This is a genomic window from Actinospineispora acaciae DSM 45401 (genome assembly GCF_000620785.1).
GTDB classification, from domain to species: domain Bacteria; phylum Actinomycetota; class Actinomycetes; order Mycobacteriales; family Pseudonocardiaceae; genus Pseudonocardia; species Pseudonocardia acaciae.
Genome location: NZ_JIAI01000003.1, coordinates 506,943 through 527,050 on the forward strand (window position 1 = coordinate 506,943; position 20,108 = coordinate 527,050).

Consider the following 20,108-nt stretch of genomic DNA (forward strand, 5'->3'; position numbering starts at 1 on the left):
GGCTGACCCGGACCGGGCTCAGCCCGCCCGGAGCCGACCGGTCTCCTGGCCGCCGCCGTCGACGAGCACCAGCACGGCGCCGTCGAGGCGCACGCTCGTGGCCCGCTCCAACCAGAGGCCCACGTTCACGTTGTCGCAGGCCATCTTGGTGGTCGGCCCCTGGGTCGCGCGCCAGGCGCCGTCCGCGCCGAGCGACCACGTCCCGCGCAGCCCGTTGCACCCGTCCGACCCGCTCCAGCCGCCATCCGCGCGCAGCTCGACGAACGGTGGCCGCCGGTTCGCCGCGCCCCCGCCACTCACCGGAACCCACCGCCGGACCAGCCCCACCCGATCCGCCGGCCGATCCCCGTACCCGACGGAACCGCCCGTACCCGGTTCCGCGGAACCGCCCAGCCCGGCCGGAACCACCGTCCCCGCCGAGCCACCCGACCCCTCCGTGCCCGGTTCCGCGGAACCGCCCGAGCCCGGTTCCGCCGAGGCCGACCCGCACCCGGACGTCGCCGACCAGGCCAGGAGCACCGCCAGCACCAGGATGACCCGGGCCATCACGTCGCCGACGACTCGGCCGACGACTCCGCCAACCGGGACCGTCCGCGCCCGTAACAGAAGTAGACGATGAAGCCGAGCGCCATCCAGCCGAGGAACCGCACCCAGGTGAGCACGCTCAGGCTCAGCATCAGCCACAGGCAGGCCAGCACCGCGAGCACCGGGATCAGCGGCACCAGCGGAGTGCGGAACGCGCGCGGCAGGTCCGGGCGGGTCCTGCGCAGCACCATCACGCCCGTCGACACGAGCACGAACGCGAACAGCGTGCCGATGTTGACCAGCTCGTCCAGCGCGCCGGCGGGGGTGAACGCCGCGACCACGGCGATCGCCACGCCCACGATCAGCGTGAGCCGCGCGGGCGTGCCGTGCGCGCCGGTGTGGGCCAGCCCGCGCGGCAGCAGCCCGTCGCGGCACATCGCGAACAGCACCCGGGTCTGGCCCAGGAACATCACCAGCACCACCGTGGTCAGCCCCGCGAGCGCGCCGAGCGAGATCACCACGGCCGCCCAGTTGACGCCGTTGAGCGCGAACGCGGTGGCCAGCGTGGCCGGCGTGCCGTCCGGGCCGGTGGCCAGCTGGGTGTAGTTGACCATCCCGGTCAGCACCAGGGACACCGCCACGTACAGGATGGTGATCACGGTCAGCGCGCCGATGAGCCCGCGCGGCACGTCCCTGCGGGGGTTGCGGGTCTCCTCGGCGGTGGTCGCCACCACGTCGAAGCCGATGAACGCGAAGAACACCAGTGACGCGGCGGCGAGCAGGCCGTACACCCCGAACGTGCTGGTGCTCTCGCCGCCGAGCACGGACAGCAGCGACTGGTCCAGCCCGGACTTGCCGCCCGACGCCGGCGCCGCGGGCGGCACGTACGGGCTGTAGTTGGACACCTTGACGTACCCGATCCCCACCACGACCACCAGCAGCACCACGCCGACCTTGATCGCGGTGATCACCTGGCTGACCCGGCTGGACAGCTTCACCCCGATCACCAGCACCCAGGTCAGCACCGCGACGAGCAGCACCGACCCCCAGTCGAAGGCGATCGGCCCGAGGTGCACCGTCGTGCTGGACAGCGGCACCCCGACCAGCGTGAGGAACTGCGCGAGGTACAGCGCCCAGCCCTTGGCCACCGCGACAGCGGCCACCGCGAACTCCAGCACCAGGTCCCAGCCGATGGTCCAGGCCACCAGCTCGCCGAAGGTCGCGTAGGAGAAGGTGTACGCGCTGCCCGCCACCGGCACGGTGGAGGCGAACTCGGCGTAGCACAGCGCGGCCAGGCCGCAGCCGATGGCAGCCATCACGAACGCCAGCGACACCGAGGGGCCGGCCACATTGCCCGCGACCTTCGCGGTGAGGGTGAAGATGCCGGCGCCGACCGCCACGGCCACGCCGAAGACCACCAGGTCCAGCGCGCCGAGATCCTTGCGGAGCTTGGCGCCGGGCTCGTCGGTGTCGGCGATGGACTGTTCGATGGACTTGACCCGTCCGCGACCGTTTACCCCCATTCGCCGGACGGTACCAACGATCTTGGCCGGTGGCAGCGCACTTGAGGAAGGCTTGAGCGCGCGCCGCCGAGGCGAACGAGGCCCTTGACGCCGGGTACCGGCGAGCCGCCCAATATGTCGATGACGCCTCCTCCCGACGACGTGAGCGGCGCGGTCGGTCCACAGACCCTGCCCGAGGACCCCGACGAGCGCCGGCTGCACGAGCTGGGCTACGCCCAGGAGCTGCGCCGGTCCATGTCCGGCTTCAGCAACTTCGCGGTCTCGTTCACCATCATCTCGATCCTGTCCGGCTGCCTGACGCTGTACGGCTACGGCATGAAGACCGGCGGTCCGGCCGTCATCATCTGGGGCTGGCTGGGCGTCGGGGCGCTGACCCTGTTCGTCGGGCTGGCCATGGCGGAGGTGTGCTCGGCGTACCCGACCGCGGGCGGGCTCTACTTCTTCGCCGCCAAGCTGGCCAGGCACAACGCCGCGGCCTGGGCGTGGTTCACCGGCTGGTTCAACGTGCTCGGCGAGGTGGCGGTGACCGCCGGCATCGACTTCGGCGCGGCCACCTTCCTGAACGCGCTGCTGGACCTGCGGTTCGGTTTCGAGGCCACCCCGCCGCACACGGTGCTGCTGTTCGGGCTGATCCTGCTGCTGCACGCGCTGCTGAACACCGTCGGGGTGCGGCTGGTGGCGCTGCTGAACTCGATCAGCGTGTGGTGGCACGTGATCGGCGTGCTGGTGATCGTGACGGTGCTCGCGGTGGTGCCCGGCGAGCACAAGCCGGCATCGTTCGTGTTCGGCCACTTCGAGAACCAGACGGGCTGGGCCTCGACGTTCTACGTGGCCGCGCTCGGGCTGCTGCTGGCGCAGTACACGTTCACCGGCTACGACGCGTCCGCGCACATGATCGAGGAGACCAAGGGCGCGGCCACCGCGGGCCCGCGCGGGATCGTCATGTCGATCCTCGTGTCGCTGGTCGCCGGCTGGGTGCTGCTGGTCGGGCTGACGTTCGCGATCGGCGACTACGAGGCGCAGGCCAGCAGCCCGACCGGGGTGCCGCCGGCGCAGATCATGATCGACGCGGTGGGCGACGCGCTGGGCACCGGGCTGCTGGTCATCGTGATCGGCGCGCAGCTGTTCTGCGGGATGGCCTCGGTGGCCGCCAACTCGCGGATGATCTTCGCGTTCTCCCGGGACGGGGCGCTGCCGTTCTCCCGGCTGTGGCGCCGCGTCGGGCACCGGACCCGGCTGCCGAACAACGCCGTCTGGCTGGCCGCCGCCGGGGCGTTCGTGCTCGGCCTGCCGTATCTGTGGAACTCCACGGCGTACGCGGCGGTCACCTCGATCGCGGTGATCGGGTTGTACATCGCCTACGTGATCCCGTCCTACCTGCGGCTGCGCGCGGGCGCGGGGTTCACGCCGGGGCCGTGGAACCTGGGCCGCCTCGGCCGCCCGGTCGCGGCGGTCGCGGTCTGCTGGGTCATGGTGATCAGCGTGCTGTTCATGCTGCCGACCAGCAGCCCGGTCACCGCGGAGACCTTCAACTACACCCCGCTGGCGGTGCTCGCGGTGCTGGGGTTCGCCGGCATCTGGTGGCTGGTCTCCGCGCGCAGGTGGTTCACCGGGCCACGCCGGCAGGGCAGTATCGAGGAGCTGATCCAGTTGGAAGCCCAGGAGGGGTATACATAGTGTCCGGCGAGCGACGGCGGGCCAGCGGTCCGCCCGAGCGCCGGACGCGCGCCGAACCGACGTGATCATGTGATCGACGCGACGGCGCGCGACCGCCGGCGGCGGTCTCGATGGATGACCCGACCCGAATAAGACGCAGGCCGGAGGAGACGGGTGAGTTCGATGCACCAGCGCGAGGGCATGCTCGGCGTCGGCGAGCTGCGCTCGGCGGTGGACACCGGCGCGATCGACACCGTGCTGCTGGTCCTCGTCGACATGCAGGGCCGGCTGCAGGGCAAGCGGTGCAGCGCCCGGTACTTCCTGGAGGAGGTGCTGCCGCACGGCGCCGAGGCGTGCAACTACCTGCTCGCGGTGGACGTGGACATGAACACAGTGGACGGCTACGCGCTGACCTCGTGGGAGCAGGGCTACGGCGACTTCGAGCTGGTCCCCGACCTGACCACGCTGCGCCGGGTGCCCTGGCAGCGGGGCACCGCGCTGGTCTTCGCCGACCTGCGGCTGCTCTCCGGCGAGCCGATCGAGCCGTCACCCCGCCAGGTGCTGCACCGGCAGCGCGAACGCCTGGCCGCCCGGGGCTGGCGCGCGCTGGCCGGCACCGAGCTGGAGTTCATCGTCTACCGGGAGTCCTTCGAGGAGGCCTGGCGCGCCGGCTACCGGAACCTGACGCCGGCCAACCAGTACAACGTGGACTACTCCATCCTGGGCACCTCCCGAGTGGAGCCGCTGCTACGCGCGATCCGCTCCGGGATGTCCGGCGCCGGCATGTACGTCGAGTCCGCGAAGGGCGAGTGCAACCTCGGCCAGCACGAGATCGCGTTCCGCTACGACGAGGCCCTGGTGACCGCCGACAACCACGCGCTCTACAAGAACGGCGCCAAGGAGATCGCCGCCGAGCACGGTTGCTCGCTGACGTTCATGTCCAAGGTCGACGAGCGCGAGGGCAACTCCTGTCACATGCACGTCTCGCTGCGCGACGGCGCCGGCAAGGCGGTGCTGGCCGGGCCCGAGTCCACGCCCGGTTCGCTGTCCCCGATCGGCGAGCACTTCCTGGCCGGCCAGCTGGCCGCGCTGCGCGAGTTCACCCTGCTGCTCGCGCCGAACATCAACTCCTACAAGCGGTTCGCCCCCGGCAGCTTCGCGCCCACCGCCGTGTCCTGGGGCCTGGACAACCGCACCTGCGCGCTGCGCCTGGTCGGGCGCGGCCCGTCGCTGCGGGTGGAGAACCGGGTGCCAGGCGGGGACGTCAACCCTCACCTCGGCCTGGCCGCCATCATTGCCGCCGGCCTGCACGGCATCGAGCACGAACTGCCGCTGCCACCTCCCTGCGAGGGCAACGCCTACACCTCGGGCGCGCCGAGCATCCCGCTCACGCTGCGCGAGGCGCTCACCGTCTGGGAGGAGTCCGAGCTGGCCAAGGACTGCTTCGGCGAGGACGTGGTAGCGCACTACGCGAACATGGCCCGCGTCGAGCTGGCCGCCTTCGACGCCGCCGTGACCGACTGGGAACGCGTACGCGGCTTCGAGCGCCTCTGAAGCGGTCCGGGGCGGTTCCGCGGAACCGCTTTTCGGTGCCGACGCCGGGCCGGAGGTAGGTTGACCGGCATGGGACGGCTGGATGATCGGGTAGCGGTGGTGACCGGGGCGGGCAGCGGGATCGGGCTGGCCGCCGCGCGCCGGCTCACCGCCGACGGTGCCCGGGTGGCGTGCGTGGACATCGACGGCGACGCGGCGAAGCGGGCCGCCGACGAGCTCGACGGGCTGGCGATCACGGCGGACGTGACCTCACCGGAGGACGTCACGCGGATCTACGCGAGCACCGACGAGCGCTACGGGCGCATCGACATCGCGCTGCACAACGCCGGCATCTCGCCGCCCGAGGACGACTCGATCCTGACCACCGGGCTGGACGCCTGGCGTCGCGTGCAGGAGGTCAACCTGACCTCGGTGTACCTGTGCTGCCAGGCGGTGCTGCCGTACATGCAACGCGCCGGTCGGGGCTCGATCGTCAACGTCGCGTCCTTCGTGGCCGTGATGGGCTCGGCCACCTCGCAGATCTCGTACACCGCGTCCAAGGGCGGGGTGCTGGCGCTGTCGCGCGAGCTGGGGGTGCAGTTCGCCCGGGAGGGAATCAGGGTGAACGCGCTGTGCCCGGGCCCGGTGAACACGCCGCTGCTCACCGAGCTGTTCGCCAAGGACCCGGAGCGGGCGCAGCGCCGGCTGGTGCACGTGCCGATGGGCCGGTTCGCCGAGGCCACCGAGATCGCCGCCGCCATCGCGTTCCTGGCCAGCGACGACGCCTCGTTCATCACCGCCTCGGAGTTCCTGGTGGACGGCGGCATCTCCGGCGCGTACGTGACGCCGCTGTGAACAGGCCGCTGATCGCACTGACCGGCTATCACGAGCCGGCGAGCTGGGGTGTCTGGCGGGACGTGCCGTGCGCGCTGCTGCCCTGGGACTACGTGCGGCAGGTCGCCGACGCGGGCGGGGCGCCGGTGCTGCTGCCCCCGGTTCCGGAGGCGGTCCCGGACGTGATGGCCCGGGTGGACGGCCTGCTGCTGGCCGGCGGCCCGGACATCGACCCGGCACGCTACGGCGAGGTCCGCGCGCCCGAGACCCAGCCGGCCCGCCCGGCGCGCGACGAGGCCGAGCTCGCCGCCCTGGCCGCCGCCGAACAGCGCGGCCTCCCCGTCCTGGCGATCTGCCGGGGCGCGCAGTTGGTCACCGTGGCGCGCGGCGGCACGCTGCGCCAGCACCTGCCCGAGCACACCCCGACCCGCCCCGGCCACTACGACCCCTACTCCGTACACATCACCGCCGACTCAAAACTGGCCACCGCCCTCGGCCCCGAGTTCACCGTGTCCTGCGCCCACCACCAGGGCATCGACAAGCTCGGATCCAACCTGACCGCCGTGGCCTGGGCCGAAGACGGCACCATCGAAGCCATCGAAGACCCCACCGCCCACTACCTCGTAGGCATCCAGTCCCACCCCGAGGTCGACCCCGCCACCGCCGCCCTGTTCCGCACCTTCGTCTCCGCCACGTGCCCCAAACCGGCCCGCGAGTCGGGCGTCTCAGCACACTGAGTCGGGCGCCTCAGCACACCAGGCCGCCGCCAGGGCAGGCGCGCGCCGAGGTCCCCTAAGCCCCGTAACCCGGCGGCGGCTCGAAACCGGCCGGGAAGTCCTTGTCCCGCCAGACGACCACGCGCCACTCGCCACCCTCGTCACGCCGCCACACCGTGGTATTCGTCCCCCGCCGGTCCGGCCACTCGACGCCGTCCACCGTGCCGCCGTGCTGGGTCCACGCCCAGTCCACCACCGCCACGTTCGCGCCGACCATCCGGACCGACTGCACCCGGCCGGTCGCCCGCGCGGACGCGAAGCTGGGGAACCCGGGCGGCGGATGCGGCGAGTACAGCTTCTCGTGCAGCGCCCGGATCTCCTCCCGCCCGCGCAACACCATGCCGATCGGGTTGTGGAAGTCGGCGTCCGCGCTGAAGTGACCGACGAAGCCGTCCACGTCCAGCCGGTCGGCCGCGGCCATCAAGCCCTGGACGCGCTCGCTCACGTCGCGTTCATTAGTCAACATGTTGACGATATTCCGCCTGTCCGTGCGCGTTAGTCAAGGGCTTGACGAATCGGCTAGCCTCCGTCCGTGACCAAACCGGTGCCGACCCACGACCTGATGGCCCAGGCGCAGCGCGAGCTGGCGGCGGCGTTCGACCGGCACCTGACCGCGGCCGGGTTCGCCGAGCTCTCGCTGCCACTGGGCGGGAACGTGCTGCGCTGGCTCGGCGACCACGGGCAACGGGTCGGCGACCTGTCGCGGCTGTCCGGAGTGTCCAAGCAGGCCATCAGCCAGCAGGTCCGCTACCTGGCCGAACACGGGTACGTGCGCCTCGCGTCGGACCCCGGCGATGCACGGGCCAAGGTCGTCAGCCTGACCGAGCGGGGCCATGCGTCACATCGCGCCGCGCTCGCGGCGTTCACGGCCATCGAGGAGGAGCTGGCTCGCCGGCTCGGTCACGGGCGGCTGGGCGACCTGCGCGCCGCGCTGACCGCGATCGGCGGCGCGCCCGGCTGACCGTGACCGTGTGCTGAAACGCCCGACTCAGTGTGCTCAGACGCCCGACTCGCGGGCGGTGAGTGCGGGCGCTAGCGGGAGCGGTCGAGGTCGGGTTCGAGGTAGATGATGCGCGCGGTGGGGACGGCGGTTCGGACGCGGTGTTCGGCGTCGTCGATGGTCTTGGCGACGTCCTCGACGGTCAGGCCGGCGGTGAGGGCGATCTTGGCGCCGATCAGGAGCTCGTCGGGGCTCAGGTACTGGGTCTTGATGTGGATCACGCGCTCGACCCGGTCCCGCTCCAGGGCGGCGGTGATGCGGGCGAGCGTCTCGGAGTCCGCGCCCTCGCCGATGAGCAGGCTCTTCATCTCGACGATCAGGATCGCGGCGATCACGGCGAGCAGCACGCCGATGCCCACCGTGCCGATGCCGTCCCAGACGCCGTTGCCGGTGGCCACGGCCAGGCCCACCCCGAGCAGGGCCAACACCAGGCCGAGCAGGGCGCCGAAGTCCTCCAGGAGCACCACCGGAAGCTCGGGCTCCTTGGCCTGCCGGATGAAGCCCCACCAGGACCGGGCGCCCTTGAGCGGGCGGGACTCGGCGATGGCGGTGCGGAAGCTGAACGCCTCCAGCACGATGGCCACCCCGAGGATCACGAACGCCACCACCGGGGTCTCCACCGGGTGCGGGTCGAGGATCTTGTGCACGCCCTCGTACAGCGAGAACACCGCGCCCAGGGAGAACAGCAGCAGCGCCACCACGAACGAGTAGAAGAACCTGTCCCGGCCGTAGCCGAACGGGTGCGTCGGCGTCGCCGCCCGCGACGCCCGCTTCTTGCCGAGCAGCAGCAGGCCCTGGTTCGAGGTGTCGGCCACCGAGTGCACGGACTCGGCGAGCATGGACGACGACCCGGTGACCAGGAACCCGACGAACTTGGCCAGCGCGATGCCCGCGTTGGCCACCAGCGCGGCGATGATCGCGCGCGTACCCCCACCAGCTGACACGCCCGGTATTCTCCTACAGCCCGTCGGTGGCCAGGAACAGCTGGGCCGGCTCGTCCAGCGAGGCGGCCTTGACCTCGCAGTCCGTCGCGTCCAGCCACAGCGACTCGCCCCGGCGCAGGGTCAGCGAACGCCCGGACCCGGCCGAGACCTTGGCCGCGCCGGAGGTGCACAGCAGGATCCGGGGGCCGCCGTCGGGCAGCGAGACGACATCGCCGACGTTCGCCTCCGCCCAGTCCAGCCGCCACAGCCGGAACTCCTCGGCGACGGTGTCGTACCTGGTCAGCGCGCCGTCGGTGATGCCGTGCACGATTGGCGGCCGGCACGAGCCGAAGTCGAGCAGCCGCAGCAGCTCGGGGACGTCGACGTGCTTGGGGGTCAGCCCGCCGCGCAGCACGTTGTCCGAGTTCGCCATCAGCTCGATACACGCCCCGGACAGGTAGGCGTGCAGCACCCCGTCGCCCTGGTACAGCGCCTCGCCCGGGGCCAGCGTGACCCGGTTGAGCAGCAGCGCGGCCAGCACGCCGGCGTCCCCGGGGTAGCGCTCGGAGAGCTCGAGCACGGTGCGCGCGACGTCGCGGTGTCCGGCCGGGTCGGGATCGGCGCGGCGCAGCAGCCGCACGCAGCCCTCCTGAACGGCCGGGACCAGCCGGTCCAGCACCTGTTGCGGCAGGGTGATCCAGGTGCTGAACAGCGCCCGCAGCCCGCGCTCGTCGGGCTGGCCGGCGAGCAGCTCGACGTGACCGGCCAGCTCGGGGACGGCCAGCTCGCGCAGCAGCGCCACGGTGGCCGCCGGCTCGCGGAACCCGGTCAGCGCGTGGAACTCGGTCAGCGCGCAGACCAGCTCGGGCTTGTGGTTGGGATCCTTGTAGTTGCGGCGGGCGTCGTCGAGCGCGATGCCCGCGTCGTTCTCCCTGGCGTAGCCCGCCTCGGCCAGCTCCGCGCTGGGGTGCGCCTGCAGGCTCAGCGGCTCGTCGGCGGCCAGCACCTTGAGCAGGAACGGCAGCCGTCCGCTCCAGCGGCCGGCGCACCGGGAGCCGAGCCGGGTCTCCGGGTCGCCGGTCAGCTCGTCGAGCAGGGACAGCCGCCGCTGCTCCTGCCCGTCACCGACCAGGTAGGAGGGGTCGCCCGGATGCGCGCCGAGCCACAGCTCTGCCTCGGGGTGCGGGGACGGCACCGGGCGGCCCTGCAGCCCGGCGATAACCGTCCGCGAGCCCCAGGCGTACCTGCGCACGGGGTTGTCCAGGAACTCCATCTTTCTCCGAAACTCGTCTCTAGGGAGAACGTCAGGCCGGGCCGGAGAGTTGCCGGGGTGTGCCCGGGCCGGCGTGTCGGTCGTCGGGGTGGTCCGGACCGAGCACCGCTCCGGCCAGCCCGAGGTAGAGGGCGGCCAGGTCGAACCGGGTGGCGAGCAGGGCCGCGCGCCGCAGCGACGCGTACGGCGTGCCCAGGGGGATCTCCTCCACCGGGTGCAGTGTGTCGGCCGAGGGCCATTCCCGTCCAGCTCGCCGCAGCACCGCCGCCGAGGGGTCGTCGTCCTCGGTGGCCAGCAGCACGACGCGAGGCGGCGCCGGCAGGGTGGTCGCGCCGGTGCTCGCCTCGATCGGGTCGTCGAACGGGTCGTGGAAGACGTCGTCCTGGCCGGTGGTGGCCAGCGCGCGCTGCAGGGCCGGCGCCCTGGCCGCCTCGGCGGCGTCGGCGGCGTGCGCGATCACGGCGGCGTGCGCGGCCAGGGTGGCCGCCGCGTACCTGGCCAGCGCCACGCCGGCCGGGTCGGTGCCCCACAGCAGCGGGGTGCGGTCGGCCAGCCGCAGCGCCAGCGCCTTGGCCGGGTTGACGAACGACTCGTGTGAGGGATGATCGCGCTCGGACTCGCGGTCCAGCTCGGTGGCCAGCACGTCCAGGTCGGGGGTGAGCAGGTCCAGGGCGGCGACGGCCACGAGCACGGCGGCCAGCGCGCGCGGGAAGTCCAGCCCGGGCGGTACCGGGACGCGCGGTTCGAGGATGCGGGCGGCACCGGCTCCGGCGGCCGCGATCGGGCCCTCCATCGGCGCGGACAGCACCACCTCGCAGCCCCGGCGGACGGCGCGGCCCACCGAGTCGGCCAGCTCGCGGTCGGTGGCGTCGGCGGTGTGCGCGACCAGCACGTCCAGCGGCCCGATCCAGCTCGGCGCGGCGTCCACGGCCACCACCGGGATCGGGCACTGCGGCCCGAGCAGCGCGCAGACCAGCGGCACCGCGTACACCGAGGCGCCCGGCCGGCGCAGCAGCACCAGCGCGCGCGGGCGGTGGCCGGCCAGCGCCCTGGGCGGGATCCCGGCCTCTTCGGCGGCCTGCGCGGCCGAGCGCAGCTGCGCCCCCGCGGTCGCCGCCGACCGGAGCAGGCCGCCGGTGTCCGCCTCGGCCAGCGCCGCCGGGTTCTCCAGCAGGCTGTCGTTGAGCACGGCGATCACTTCTCGCCCGGCGAACCGTCCGCGCCGGTCGCGTCGTCGGCCCGGTCATCGCCGGCGTCATCCGTGGCTGGCTGTGCCTCGTCCAGGAGCAGCACCGGCACGCCGTCCACCACCGGGAACCGGCGGCCGCAGGCGGTGCAGGTGAGCACGTCGGCGCCGGGGTCGTCCTGGGTGCCCGGGCGCAGCGGGGCATGGTCCGGTGACGGGCAGGCGAGGATCTCCAGCAGCCGCGGATCCAGCTCGACAACCATGGCCGACCTCTCTCTCATCCCTCTCACCGCCTGACCAGCGCGAGAACGTCGTCCCGCAACGCCGCCACCGTCTCGGCGTCGGCCGCCTCCACGTTGAGCCGCAGCAACGGCTCGGTGTTGGACGGACGGAGGTTGAACCAGGACCCGTCGGGCAGCTGGACCGTCAGCCCGTCCAGCTCGTCGAGGTGAACCCCGTCCCGCCCGCCGTAGTGCCCCCTGACCGCCGCCAACCGCGCCGCCGGGTCGGCCACCGACGAGTTGACCTCGCCGGACATCGCGTACCGACCATAGTGGGCCATCAGCTCGGACAGCGCCCGGTCCCTTTCCCCGAGCGCGGCCAGCACGTGCAGCGCGGCGAGCAGCCCGGAGTCCGCCCGCCAGAAGTCCCGGAAGTAGTAGTGCGCGGAGTGCTCGCCGCCGAAGATGGCACCGGTCTCGGCCATGGTCCGCTTGATGAACGAATGCCCCACCCGGGTCCGCACCGGCCGGCCGCCGTGCTCCCCGACGATCTCCGGCACGGCCTTCGACGTGATCAGGTTGTGGATCACCGTGCCGCCCGGCTCGCGCTCCAGCTCGCGCACCGCGACCAGCGCGGTGATCGCGCTCGGGCTGACCGGCCGGCCGCGCTCGTCCACCACGAAGCAGCGGTCCGCGTCGCCGTCGAAGGCCAGCCCGATATCGGCTTCCTCCGCGCGCACCCGCTCGCACAGGTCGACCAGGTTGGCCGGGTCCAGCGGGTTCGCCTCGTGGTTCGGGAAGCTGCCGTCCAGCTCGAAGTACAGCGGCACCAGCTCGACGGGCGGGACCAGCACCGATGGGACGGTGTGCCCGGCCATGCCGTTGCCGGCGTCCACCACCACCTTCAGCGGCCGCGACCCGGACAGGTCCACCAGCCCGCGCAGGTAGCGGGCGTAGTCGCCGAGCAGGTCGCGCTCGGTCACGGTGCCCGCCCGCTCGGCCGGCTTGACCGGCAGCCCGCGCTCGGCGTCGGCGCGCAGCCCGGCCAGCTCGTCGGCGATCGGGACGGCGCCCGCGCGGCAGAGCTTGAAGCCGTTGTAGCGGGCCGGGTTGTGGCTGGCGGTGACCATCGCGCCGGGCAGCTGGAGGGTGCCGGCCGCGAAGTACAGCAGGTCCGTGCTCGCCAGGCCGATGTCGATGACGTCGAGCCCCTGGCCGGTGACGCCCTCGGCGAACGCGGCGGCCAGCTCCGGCGAAGTGGCCCGCATGTCCCTGCCGACGGTCACGCCGTTCGCCCCTGTGCCGGTATCAGCGGCGACCAGCTTGGCGAACGCGGCGCCGAACCGGCGGGCCGCCTCGGCGGTGAGCTGGTCGCCGACCACGCCCCGAATGTCGTAGGCCTTGACGATCTCGGAGAGGTCAACTTCCAGCTCGGACACCCGGAGAGCCTATCGGCTCGCCGATGCCTCCCGCATAAAGTGCGCCACCAGCTCGGACAGCTGCTCCGGCGCATCCACCGGTACGAAGGTGGCCGACTCGACCCACTCCAGCCGGACGTCCCGCCACTCGTCGACCAGCCGCTGCGCGTGGGCGGGGGTGAAGAACCTGTCCTTGCGCCCCCAGGCCAGCAGGATCGGCCGGCCGAACCGGACCATGTCCCTGGCCGCCTGCAGCGTGTACCGGACGCGGATGCCACGCAGCACCTTGGCCAGGTCACGGCGCGCGCGCCGGTCGGACAGCGCGGGCGCCACCCAGCCGTCCAGCCGCTCCTGGCCGACCGGGGTGCTGGCCAACACCCCGAACCCGACCGGCGAGGCCAGCAGCGGCCGGATCCGGAACGCCTGGGCGATGAGCCACAGCGCGCCGGGCACCCAGGCCACCCACTGCATCGGCTTGAACGCCATCGGCAGGAAGTTCTTGTGGGTGTCGCAGTTGGTCAGCACCAGCCGGGCCAGCCGCTCCGGGTGCCGGGTGGCCACCAGCTGGCACATCGCCCCGCCGGTGTCGTTGCCGACCAGGGTGACCTCGCGCAGGTCCAGCGCCGCCATGAAGTCCGCGATCAGCCTGGCGATCCCGGGCGGGGACAGGTCGGCGTCCGCGCGCATCGGCACCCGGTGCGAGCCCAGCGGCAGCTCCGGGACGACCACCCGCGCGTGCTCGGCCAGCCCGGGCACCACGTCGCGCCACAGCGTGCCGTTCACCAGCAGCCCGTGCACCAGCACCACCACCGGCCTGTCCGCGCCCGCGCTCCCGCCGGGGTCGGTGTCCGTGTACCGGACGGTGCCCTGGGCGAGCTCCACCTCGTACATCGTGCCCCCATTTCACATACATACTGTCTGTATCTGAGTAGGACGTTAACATACAGCTTGTATGTCCGTCAGGGAAGAACGTTCCGAGGCCACCCGCGCCCAGCTCATCGCCACCGCCGCCGAGCTGTTCGCCGCGCGCGGCTACGCCGGCGTGGGCACCGAGGACGTGGTGCGCGGCGCCGGGTTGACCCGGGGCGCGCTCTACCACCACTTCGCCGACAAGCGCGAGCTGTTCGCCGCCGTGCACGAGCGGCTGGAGCAGGAGCTGATCACCGCGATCGGGAACCGGCTGGCCGAGCGCTCCGGGGACATCGACCCCGGCGAGCTGCTCGTGTTCGGCATGCACGCGTTCCTGGACGCCTGCCTGGAGCCGGCCGTGCTCCGCATCACCCTGCAGGACGCGCCGACCGTGCTCGGCTGGCCGCGCTGGCGGGAGGTGAGCGAGCGCTACGGCCTCGGCCTGACCATCAGCGTGCTTCAGACCGCCATGGACGCGGGCGCGCTGCGCCGCCAGGACCCCCGCCCGCTGGCACACCTGATCCTCGCCGCGCTGGCCGAGGCGGCGCAGCTGATCGCGCACGCCCCCGACCCCGTGACCGCTCGCGCCGAAGTCGAACCCGCCCTGCTCAGCCTCCTGGCCGGTCTACGCCCGTAGCCCGACCGGCGTGCGGTGGCCGGTCAGTCCTCCTTGCCGCGCAGGACGCGGAGGTGACGGGTGCCGCTCGTGATCGGGGCCGGCTCCGCCTGGACCGCGCGGCCGGCCTCGCGGACCGCCTCGGCCAGCGCGGTCAGCTCGTCCTGGGACGGCGGCGGGGGCAGCTCGCCCTCGTGGCGCACCACGTCCCACCCGCGCGGCACGGTGAGCCGCTGGGCGTGGTCGGTGCACAGGTCGTACGAGTGCGGCTCATGCTGGGTGGCCAGCGGGCCGAGCACCGCGGTCGACTCGGCATAGACGTAGGTCAAGGTGGCCACCGCGTGCTCGGTGCACCCGCTTCGTGAACAGCTCCGCACACTCCGCACGCAAATGACCATATCTCCTGCCGCACACCGGATGTGGCAGCGACGCGTACCCTCGCCGCGTGAGGTCTGTACGAAGCGATAGGCGGCGTCGGGCACCACGCCGGGACCGGCGCGGCAGGGGCCTGCGCGGGCTGCGGTATCCGGTCACCGCGCCGGTGTTCAAGAACCGGGCGCAACGTTTCGACGACATGGTGCTGGAGGCGCTCGAACCCATCGAGGAGCGCTGGGGTGACGAGCTGACCGAGCTCGACCTCGCGGTGGACATGGTGCCCGAGATCGAGCAGACCAACCCGGACGCCACGAGCTGGCCGCCGGAGGTCGTCGAGGACCTGGGCGTGCCGCTGGCGCAGTTGGTGCCGGCCGGGGTGGACCGCCGTGGCCTGCCCACCCGGGCCCGGATCGTGCTCTACCGTCGTCCGCTGGAGGCCCGCTCCCGCGACGGCATCGACCTGGTCGACCTGTTGCACGAGGTGCTCATCGAGCAGATCGCCACCTACCTGGGCGTCGAGCCCGACTCCCTGGAGACCGGCGAGAACAGCTAACTAGCTCGTCAAACCGGCCTGGGCGGTTCCGAGGGACCGCGGTTCCGCGGAACCGCCCAGGGCGGCACGCGAGCGAGGGCGACGCTTCGGGGCGCGTCGCCAGGGCTCACACCGCTCGACGTTTGAGACGGCGGCGCTCCCGCTCCGAGAGCCCGCCCCAGATTCCGAACCGTTCATCGTGCGCGAGCGCGTACTCCAGGCACTCCGCACGTACTTCACACCCACTACAGATCCGCTTGGCCTCCCGGGTGGAGCCCCCCTTCTCCGGGAAGAACGCCTCCGGATCCGTCTCCGCGCACAACGCTCGCTCCTGCCACTCCGGCTGCTCGCCGTCCCCGATGGCATCGAGCATCTCCCACGCGTCCAGCCGCGGCGACGAGTCGGATCGCTCCGGGCCGCCCCCGTCACCCTGCTCGCTGCGGCCTGCCGCCCCGACGATCACATTCACCTGCCCATCTTCCGCGTCGGTCATCTCACGACCGCCCCTCCCCCTTGGAGCACCCTGCGCGCCCTGGTCCGTGAATCCCCCACACGAGACCGTTGGCCTCGGGTTCAGCGCGGCCGTCGAATGACACCGCTGTGATTACACCGGGGAGATTCTAATAGGTCAAGCCAGAGCCCCGAATACCGAGGGCAATTCGCCCAGTCGATGGCCGATGGGCAGACTAGGCGGGTGCCAGATCGTCTTCGCCGCCGCCCACGCCAGAGCCCGGTCAGCCCGATCTTCCTCCTGCTGCTCGCGATCACCGTCGGTGGTGGCGTGCTCAGCACCGTGCCGAACGAGGTGTCGATCACGGCAGGCGTGATGCTGTTGGTGCTCGCGGGGTGGGCGGTGTCACTGTGTCTGCACGAGTTCGCACATGCCGCCGTCGCATACCGGGGCGGCGACACCTCGGTGGCGAACAAGGGGTACCTGACGCTGGACATCCGCCGCTACCTCAACCCGATGCTGTCGTTCGTGCTGCCGCTGTTCTTCGTGCTCGCCGGCGGCATCCCGCTGGTGGGCGGGGCCGTCTGGATCAACGACTGGGCCATCCGGTCGCGGTTCAACCGGAGCATGGTTTCGCTGGCAGGACCCATGATCAACCTGGTCCTTGGCGCACTGCTGGCGGTGGTGAGCACGTCGGTCCCGATGCCGATCGGGCTGTTCGCCGGGTTGTCCTACCTCGCACTGGTGCAAGTGCTGGCGTTCGTGCTGAACATCCTCCCGATCCCCGGGCTGGACGGGTTCGGGGTGCTCGAGCCGTACCTGTCCCCGGACAGCCGGGAGCTCGCGGCGAAGGTCCGGCCGTGGGCGCCGCTGGCCTTCTTCGTGTTGCTGCTCGGGGTGCCCGCGCTCGGCTCGGCGTTCTTCTGGGTCGGCGACTTGATCTTCTCGGCGTTCGGCGGGAGCTCACGGGGAGCTGGCCTCGGTCACTCTGCGTTTACCCCTTGGCTGCGCTGACACCCACTTGCGATCATGCGTCACCTTGATCGACTTATTTGCGCAACACAAAGCTGAGAATTAGTCATACATTCCACAAAAAAGACGGGAATCTGTCGCACTGTTATGGCAACGGACCGCGCACGGAGTCCGATGTGCGCAACACCCTCGAGTGTGCCAGGGCGAGCAACTCCGGCATGGTGTCGATCTCGGTCGGCAACCCGTCCACCGGCCACCAGCGCAGGTCGATCGACTCGTCGCTGATCCGGGCTCGTGCCCCCGCCGGCGCCCTGAGCAGGAACCGCACGTCGAAGTGCCGGGTGGGCCGGCCCAGCGAGCAAGTGATCGGGTGTACGTCCAGGTGCAGCGGCTCCGGGTCGATGACCAGGCCGTCGATGCCGGACTCCTCGACGGCCTCGCGCAGCGCGGCGGCGGACAGGCCGGCGTCCGCGGGCTCGCAGTGCCCGCCGAGCTGGATCCACCTGCCGACCTTCGGATGCAGCGTGAGCAGCACGTTTCGCGCCTCGTGGTCGAGCACGACGGCCGAGGCGGTCAGGTGGCCGGGCTCGCAGGAACGGCGACAGGCATCCGGGCGGGCAATCAGAAACGCCAGGAACGCCTCCCGCAGCGCGCGTTGCCCTTCGCTTTCCGGACGCCACTCGCGCAGCGCCGCCTCGGCCGATCTCGCGGTCACCATCCGTCGGACCCCGGTGTGGTGCCGTTCACCGCGCGGTCACCATCGAGCCACCGTTCGTGCCCCTCGATCACCACTTGAGCATCCCGGCCGCCGGGTCCAGCGGGGCGCGCGGGGCGGGCTCCACGGCCGGGTGTCCGACGGCGACGGCCCCGAGCGGACGCCAGTGCGCCGGCACCCCGAGCACCGCGCGCAGCTGCTCCGCCGCGAAGATCGTCGAGCCGACCCAGCACGAGCCCAGGCCCTCGGCGGCCAGCGCGACCAGCAGCGACTGCACCGCCGCCCCACCGGCCACGGTGAACATGGTCAGCTCGGCGGCGTTGCGGGCCTGGTCCGGGTACTCGTGCGCGCCGTCCGGGGCCAGCATCGGGATCAGCAGCTCGGGCGCCCGGCGCAGGATGTCGCCCCTGGCCAGCCGCCGCTCGATCTCGTCCTCCGGGCGGCCGTCCGAGGCGAGGTCCGCGCGCCAGCGGGTGGCCATGGCGTCCAGCAGCTCGGTGCGGCGGGCGGGGTCACGCAGCCAGCCGAACCGGAACGGGGTCGTGTGGTGCGGGGCGGGGGCGGTGAGTGCGGCGGCCACCGCGCGGCGGACCGCCTCCGGGTCGACGGGCTCGGCGGTGAACTCGCGCACCGAGCGCCGTGCCGGCACGGCGTCGCGGCGGCCCTGGGCCAGCGCCTCCTCGGTGCCGAGCGAGAACAGGTCCTCGTCCAGCGGGCGGATCAGGTCGGCGGCGGTGCTGCCGTCGTCGGGCAGCCTGGCTTTCCCGGCGTCGCCGTCGCTGTTGGCGTCGGTGTTGGCGACGGTGTTGGTGTCGGTGTTGGCGCCGGCGGTGGCGAGGCCGCGCAGGACGGCCACCGGGACGCCGCCCAGCTTGCCCTTGACCAGGTCGGCCGCGCCGGCGATCTCGTCGGCCACCGCTATCTCGCTGACCACCAGCACGTTGCCGTCGCGGTCGCGGGCGCCTGCGTAGCGATGCAGCACGGTCAGCCCGGCCGAGCCGATCGCCACGTCGGTCTGGCCGACCCGCCAGGTGCGGCCCATCGTGTCGGTGACCACCACCGCGACCTCCCGGCCGGTGCGCTCGGCCAGCGCGGCGCGCAGCCGGGCGGCGGAGGCGTCCGGGTCGACGGGGAGCAGCGCTATCTCGTTGGACGCCACGTTGGAGGCGTCCACCCCGGCGGCCGCCTGCACCAATCCGATCTTGTTGGCCACGATCTTGGTGCGGCCCTTGCGCGCCACCACCCGGTTCGTCTCGTCGTCGATCAGCTCGCGGCGCTGGGCGTCCCGTTCGTCCGGATCGGTGGACGCGGGCACCAGCCTGCCCTCCACCTTGGACACGACCTTGCTGGTCACCACGAGCACGTCGCCGTCCGCAAGCTCCGGCACGGCGGCGGCGATCGCGGCCGCCAGGTCGTCCCCGGGCCGAAACTCCGGCAACCCGAGCACCGGCCACAGCCGCAGCCCGGGCGCGGCGTGATCCCGAGGCGCCGGTGCGTCGCCCGACGCCGTGTCGACGTCCAGGTCCACGTCCGTTTCCACGTCCGCCGCTACGTCCGTGTCCGTGTCGTCCGTGTCCACGCCGTCCGTGCCCGCGCCGTCCGTGCCCGCGCCGTCCGTGTCCACGTCCGGCTGCACGCCGGCGTCAGGCACCGCCGACCCCGGCCAGTTCGAGCGCGTGGCTGGCCATCTTGGCCGTCGCCTCCACGTCGGTCATCAGCAACGGCACCGCGCGCACCGCCACCCCCGGCACGTCCGCCCAGTCCGAATCGTGCACCAGCCAGCCGTCCAGCACCCCGCCCGCGCCGCGCGCGCCGTAGTGCCGGCCGACCGCCTCGGCCGTGGTGGCCACGCCGATCGCGTCGAGGCAGGCGTCGGCCATTCCGCGCAGCGGCCGGCCGCCGACGATCGGCGACAGCCCGACCACCCGGGCCCGACCGGCGCGCAGCGCGTCGGCGATGCCGGGCACGGCGAGGATCGTGCCGATGCTCACCACCGGGTTGGACGGGGCGAGCAGCACCGCATCGGCCTCGGCCAGCGCGGCCAGCACCCCCGGCGCCGGCGTGGCCTCCTCAGCCCCGACCGAGGCGAACCGGTGCGCCTTGAGCGCGGCACGGTGGCGCACCCACCACTCCTGGAAGTGGATCGCCTTCTGTCCGCCCTGGTCACCGCCGTCCGGGTCGTCCACCACGACGTGCGTCTCCACCCGGTCGTCGCTGGCCGGCAATAGCCGCACCCCCGGCTGCCAGCGCGCGCACAACGCCTCGGTGACCGCCGAGAGCGGGTAGCCGGCGCGCAGCATCCGGGTCCGGATCAGGTGGGTGGCCACGTCCCGGTCGCCGAGCCCGAACCAGGTCGGCTCCGCGCCGTACTCGGCCAGCTCGTCGCGGATCGTCCAGGTCTCCCCGGCCCGACCCCAACCCCGCTCGCTGTCGATGCCGCCGCCCAGGGTGTACATGCAGGTATCCAGGTCCGGGCAGATCCGCAGCCCGTGCAACCAGATGTCGTCGCCCACGTTGACCAGCGCGGTGATCTCGTGCTCGCCGCTGCCCGGGACACCGAGCGCGGCCTTGAGCCCGAGCAGGAACCGAGCCCCGCCGACCCCGCCGACGAGCGCCACAATCTTCATGAGTCCCCAGCCTAGAGCGTGTCCGGTGGACCTAGGTCGAGCG

22 protein-coding genes are annotated in these 20,108 nt (G+C 72.4%); 8 read left to right on the forward strand and 14 right to left on the reverse strand.

What is annotated here, in order from left to right:
* Positions 1-18 precede the first annotated feature (18 nt).
* Positions 19-546, reverse strand: a complete 528-nt coding sequence (locus N912_RS60510; protein WP_051580425.1) for an META domain-containing protein — start codon at positions 544-546, stop codon at positions 19-21.
* Positions 546-2,048, reverse strand: a complete 1,503-nt coding sequence (locus tag N912_RS0119235; protein WP_028923690.1) for an amino acid permease — start codon at positions 2,046-2,048, stop codon at positions 546-548. Before N912_RS0119235 ends, N912_RS60510 begins: the two co-directional genes overlap by 1 nt.
* A 120-nt stretch (positions 2,049-2,168) precedes the next feature.
* Here N912_RS0119235 and N912_RS0119240 point away from each other — a divergent pair, with 120 nt between their 5' ends.
* The 4 genes from N912_RS0119240 to N912_RS53075 all read left to right on the forward strand — a co-directional run bounded on the left by N912_RS0119240 (position 2,169) and on the right by N912_RS53075 (position 6,808).
* Positions 2,169-3,725 carry an amino acid permease gene (locus N912_RS0119240; RefSeq protein ID WP_051580476.1) on the forward strand — a complete coding sequence of 519 codons (1,557 nt, stop codon included), beginning with the start codon at positions 2,169-2,171 and terminating at the stop codon, positions 3,723-3,725.
* Positions 3,726-3,887: 162 nt separating this feature from the next.
* Positions 3,888-5,258 carry a glutamine synthetase family protein gene (locus tag N912_RS0119245; RefSeq protein ID WP_028923692.1) on the forward strand — a complete coding sequence of 457 codons (1,371 nt, stop codon included), beginning with the start codon at positions 3,888-3,890 and terminating at the stop codon, positions 5,256-5,258.
* A gap of 69 nt (positions 5,259-5,327) precedes the next feature.
* On the forward strand, positions 5,328-6,092 hold the full coding sequence (locus N912_RS0119250) for a 3-oxoacyl-ACP reductase (RefSeq protein WP_028923693.1): 765 nt from the start codon (positions 5,328-5,330) through the stop codon (positions 6,090-6,092).
* Entirely contained in the window at positions 6,089-6,808 is a 720-nt protein-coding gene (locus N912_RS53075) for a gamma-glutamyl-gamma-aminobutyrate hydrolase family protein (RefSeq protein WP_064745318.1), read from the forward strand. Before N912_RS0119250 ends, N912_RS53075 begins: the two co-directional genes overlap by 4 nt.
* Positions 6,809-6,863: 55 nt before the next feature.
* On the opposite strand, the gene N912_RS0119260 is transcribed toward N912_RS53075, so the two are convergent.
* Positions 6,864-7,313 (reverse strand): YybH family protein, encoded by a 450-nt coding sequence (locus tag N912_RS0119260; protein WP_084211005.1) that lies wholly within the window; start codon positions 7,311-7,313, stop codon positions 6,864-6,866.
* A 66-nt stretch (positions 7,314-7,379) separates the two neighbouring features.
* Between N912_RS0119260 and N912_RS53080 the strand changes: the two genes are divergently transcribed.
* Positions 7,380-7,808: a MarR family winged helix-turn-helix transcriptional regulator gene (locus N912_RS53080; protein ID WP_051580426.1), complete on the forward strand. Its 429-nt coding sequence runs from the start codon at positions 7,380-7,382 to the stop codon at positions 7,806-7,808.
* A gap of 71 nt (positions 7,809-7,879) precedes the next feature.
* Here the strand turns inward: N912_RS53080 and N912_RS0119270 are convergent, their stop codons facing one another.
* Genes N912_RS0119270 through N912_RS53090 form a run of 6 tightly spaced genes read right to left on the reverse strand, consistent with a single transcriptional unit; the run spans position 7,880 to position 13,759 of the window.
* Positions 7,880-8,791: a cation diffusion facilitator family transporter gene (locus N912_RS0119270; RefSeq protein ID WP_028923695.1), complete on the reverse strand. Its 912-nt coding sequence runs from the start codon at positions 8,789-8,791 to the stop codon at positions 7,880-7,882.
* A 13-nt stretch (positions 8,792-8,804) separates the two neighbouring features.
* The gene (gene manA, locus N912_RS0119275) at positions 8,805-10,043 is read right to left on the reverse strand and encodes a mannose-6-phosphate isomerase, class I (protein WP_028923696.1); all 1,239 of its coding nucleotides are present in this window, start codon (positions 10,041-10,043) and stop codon (positions 8,805-8,807) included.
* 31 nt (positions 10,044-10,074) lie between these two features.
* Positions 10,075-11,232 (reverse strand): SIS domain-containing protein, encoded by a 1,158-nt coding sequence (locus tag N912_RS53085; protein ID WP_084211040.1) that lies wholly within the window; start codon positions 11,230-11,232, stop codon positions 10,075-10,077.
* Positions 11,233-11,237: 5 nt separating this feature from the next.
* Complete coding sequence (locus N912_RS0119285; RefSeq protein WP_028923697.1) at positions 11,238-11,492, reverse strand: Trm112 family protein; 255 nt, start codon at positions 11,490-11,492, stop codon at positions 11,238-11,240.
* Between the two features lie 23 nt (positions 11,493-11,515).
* The gene (locus N912_RS0119290) at positions 11,516-12,889 is read right to left on the reverse strand and encodes a phosphomannomutase/phosphoglucomutase (protein WP_028923698.1); all 1,374 of its coding nucleotides are present in this window, start codon (positions 12,887-12,889) and stop codon (positions 11,516-11,518) included.
* 9 nt (positions 12,890-12,898) lie between these two features.
* Positions 12,899-13,759, reverse strand: coding sequence for an alpha/beta fold hydrolase (locus N912_RS53090; RefSeq protein ID WP_037065368.1), 861 nt, complete (start codon positions 13,757-13,759; stop codon positions 12,899-12,901).
* A gap of 61 nt (positions 13,760-13,820) precedes the next feature.
* On the opposite strand from N912_RS53090, the gene N912_RS0119300 reads away from it, so the two are divergent.
* On the forward strand, positions 13,821-14,414 hold the full coding sequence (locus N912_RS0119300; RefSeq protein ID WP_028923699.1) for a TetR/AcrR family transcriptional regulator: 594 nt from the start codon (positions 13,821-13,823) through the stop codon (positions 14,412-14,414).
* 23 nt (positions 14,415-14,437) lie between these two features.
* Here the strand turns inward: N912_RS0119300 and N912_RS0119305 are convergent, their stop codons facing one another.
* On the reverse strand, positions 14,438-14,779 hold the full coding sequence (locus N912_RS0119305) for a DUF3499 domain-containing protein (RefSeq protein ID WP_211261295.1): 342 nt from the start codon (positions 14,777-14,779) through the stop codon (positions 14,438-14,440).
* 59 nt (positions 14,780-14,838) lie between these two features.
* Here N912_RS0119305 and N912_RS0119310 point away from each other — a divergent pair, with 59 nt between their 5' ends.
* The gene (locus tag N912_RS0119310; RefSeq protein WP_084211007.1) at positions 14,839-15,321 is read left to right on the forward strand and encodes a metallopeptidase family protein; all 483 of its coding nucleotides are present in this window, start codon (positions 14,839-14,841) and stop codon (positions 15,319-15,321) included.
* A 106-nt stretch (positions 15,322-15,427) separates the two neighbouring features.
* On the opposite strand, the gene N912_RS0119315 is transcribed toward N912_RS0119310, so the two are convergent.
* Positions 15,428-15,673, reverse strand: a complete 246-nt coding sequence (locus tag N912_RS0119315; protein ID WP_028923702.1) for a WhiB family transcriptional regulator — start codon at positions 15,671-15,673, stop codon at positions 15,428-15,430.
* A 321-nt stretch (positions 15,674-15,994) separates the two neighbouring features.
* Here N912_RS0119315 and N912_RS0119320 point away from each other — a divergent pair, with 321 nt between their 5' ends.
* Entirely contained in the window at positions 15,995-16,765 is a 771-nt protein-coding gene (locus N912_RS0119320; protein WP_245645333.1) for a site-2 protease family protein, read from the forward strand.
* Positions 16,766-16,868: 103 nt separating this feature from the next.
* On the opposite strand, the gene N912_RS53095 is transcribed toward N912_RS0119320, so the two are convergent.
* The 3 genes from N912_RS53095 to cofD all read right to left on the reverse strand — a co-directional run bounded on the left by N912_RS53095 (position 16,869) and on the right by cofD (position 20,065).
* On the reverse strand, positions 16,869-17,441 hold the full coding sequence (locus N912_RS53095; protein WP_051580427.1) for an NUDIX hydrolase: 573 nt from the start codon (positions 17,439-17,441) through the stop codon (positions 16,869-16,871).
* 67 nt (positions 17,442-17,508) lie between these two features.
* Positions 17,509-18,966, reverse strand: coding sequence for a coenzyme F420-0:L-glutamate ligase (locus N912_RS0119330; RefSeq protein ID WP_245645351.1), 1,458 nt, complete (start codon positions 18,964-18,966; stop codon positions 17,509-17,511).
* Between the two features lie 115 nt (positions 18,967-19,081).
* The gene (gene cofD / locus N912_RS0119335; RefSeq protein WP_028923705.1) at positions 19,082-20,065 is read right to left on the reverse strand and encodes a 2-phospho-L-lactate transferase; all 984 of its coding nucleotides are present in this window, start codon (positions 20,063-20,065) and stop codon (positions 19,082-19,084) included.
* Positions 20,066-20,108: the final 43 nt, after the last annotated feature.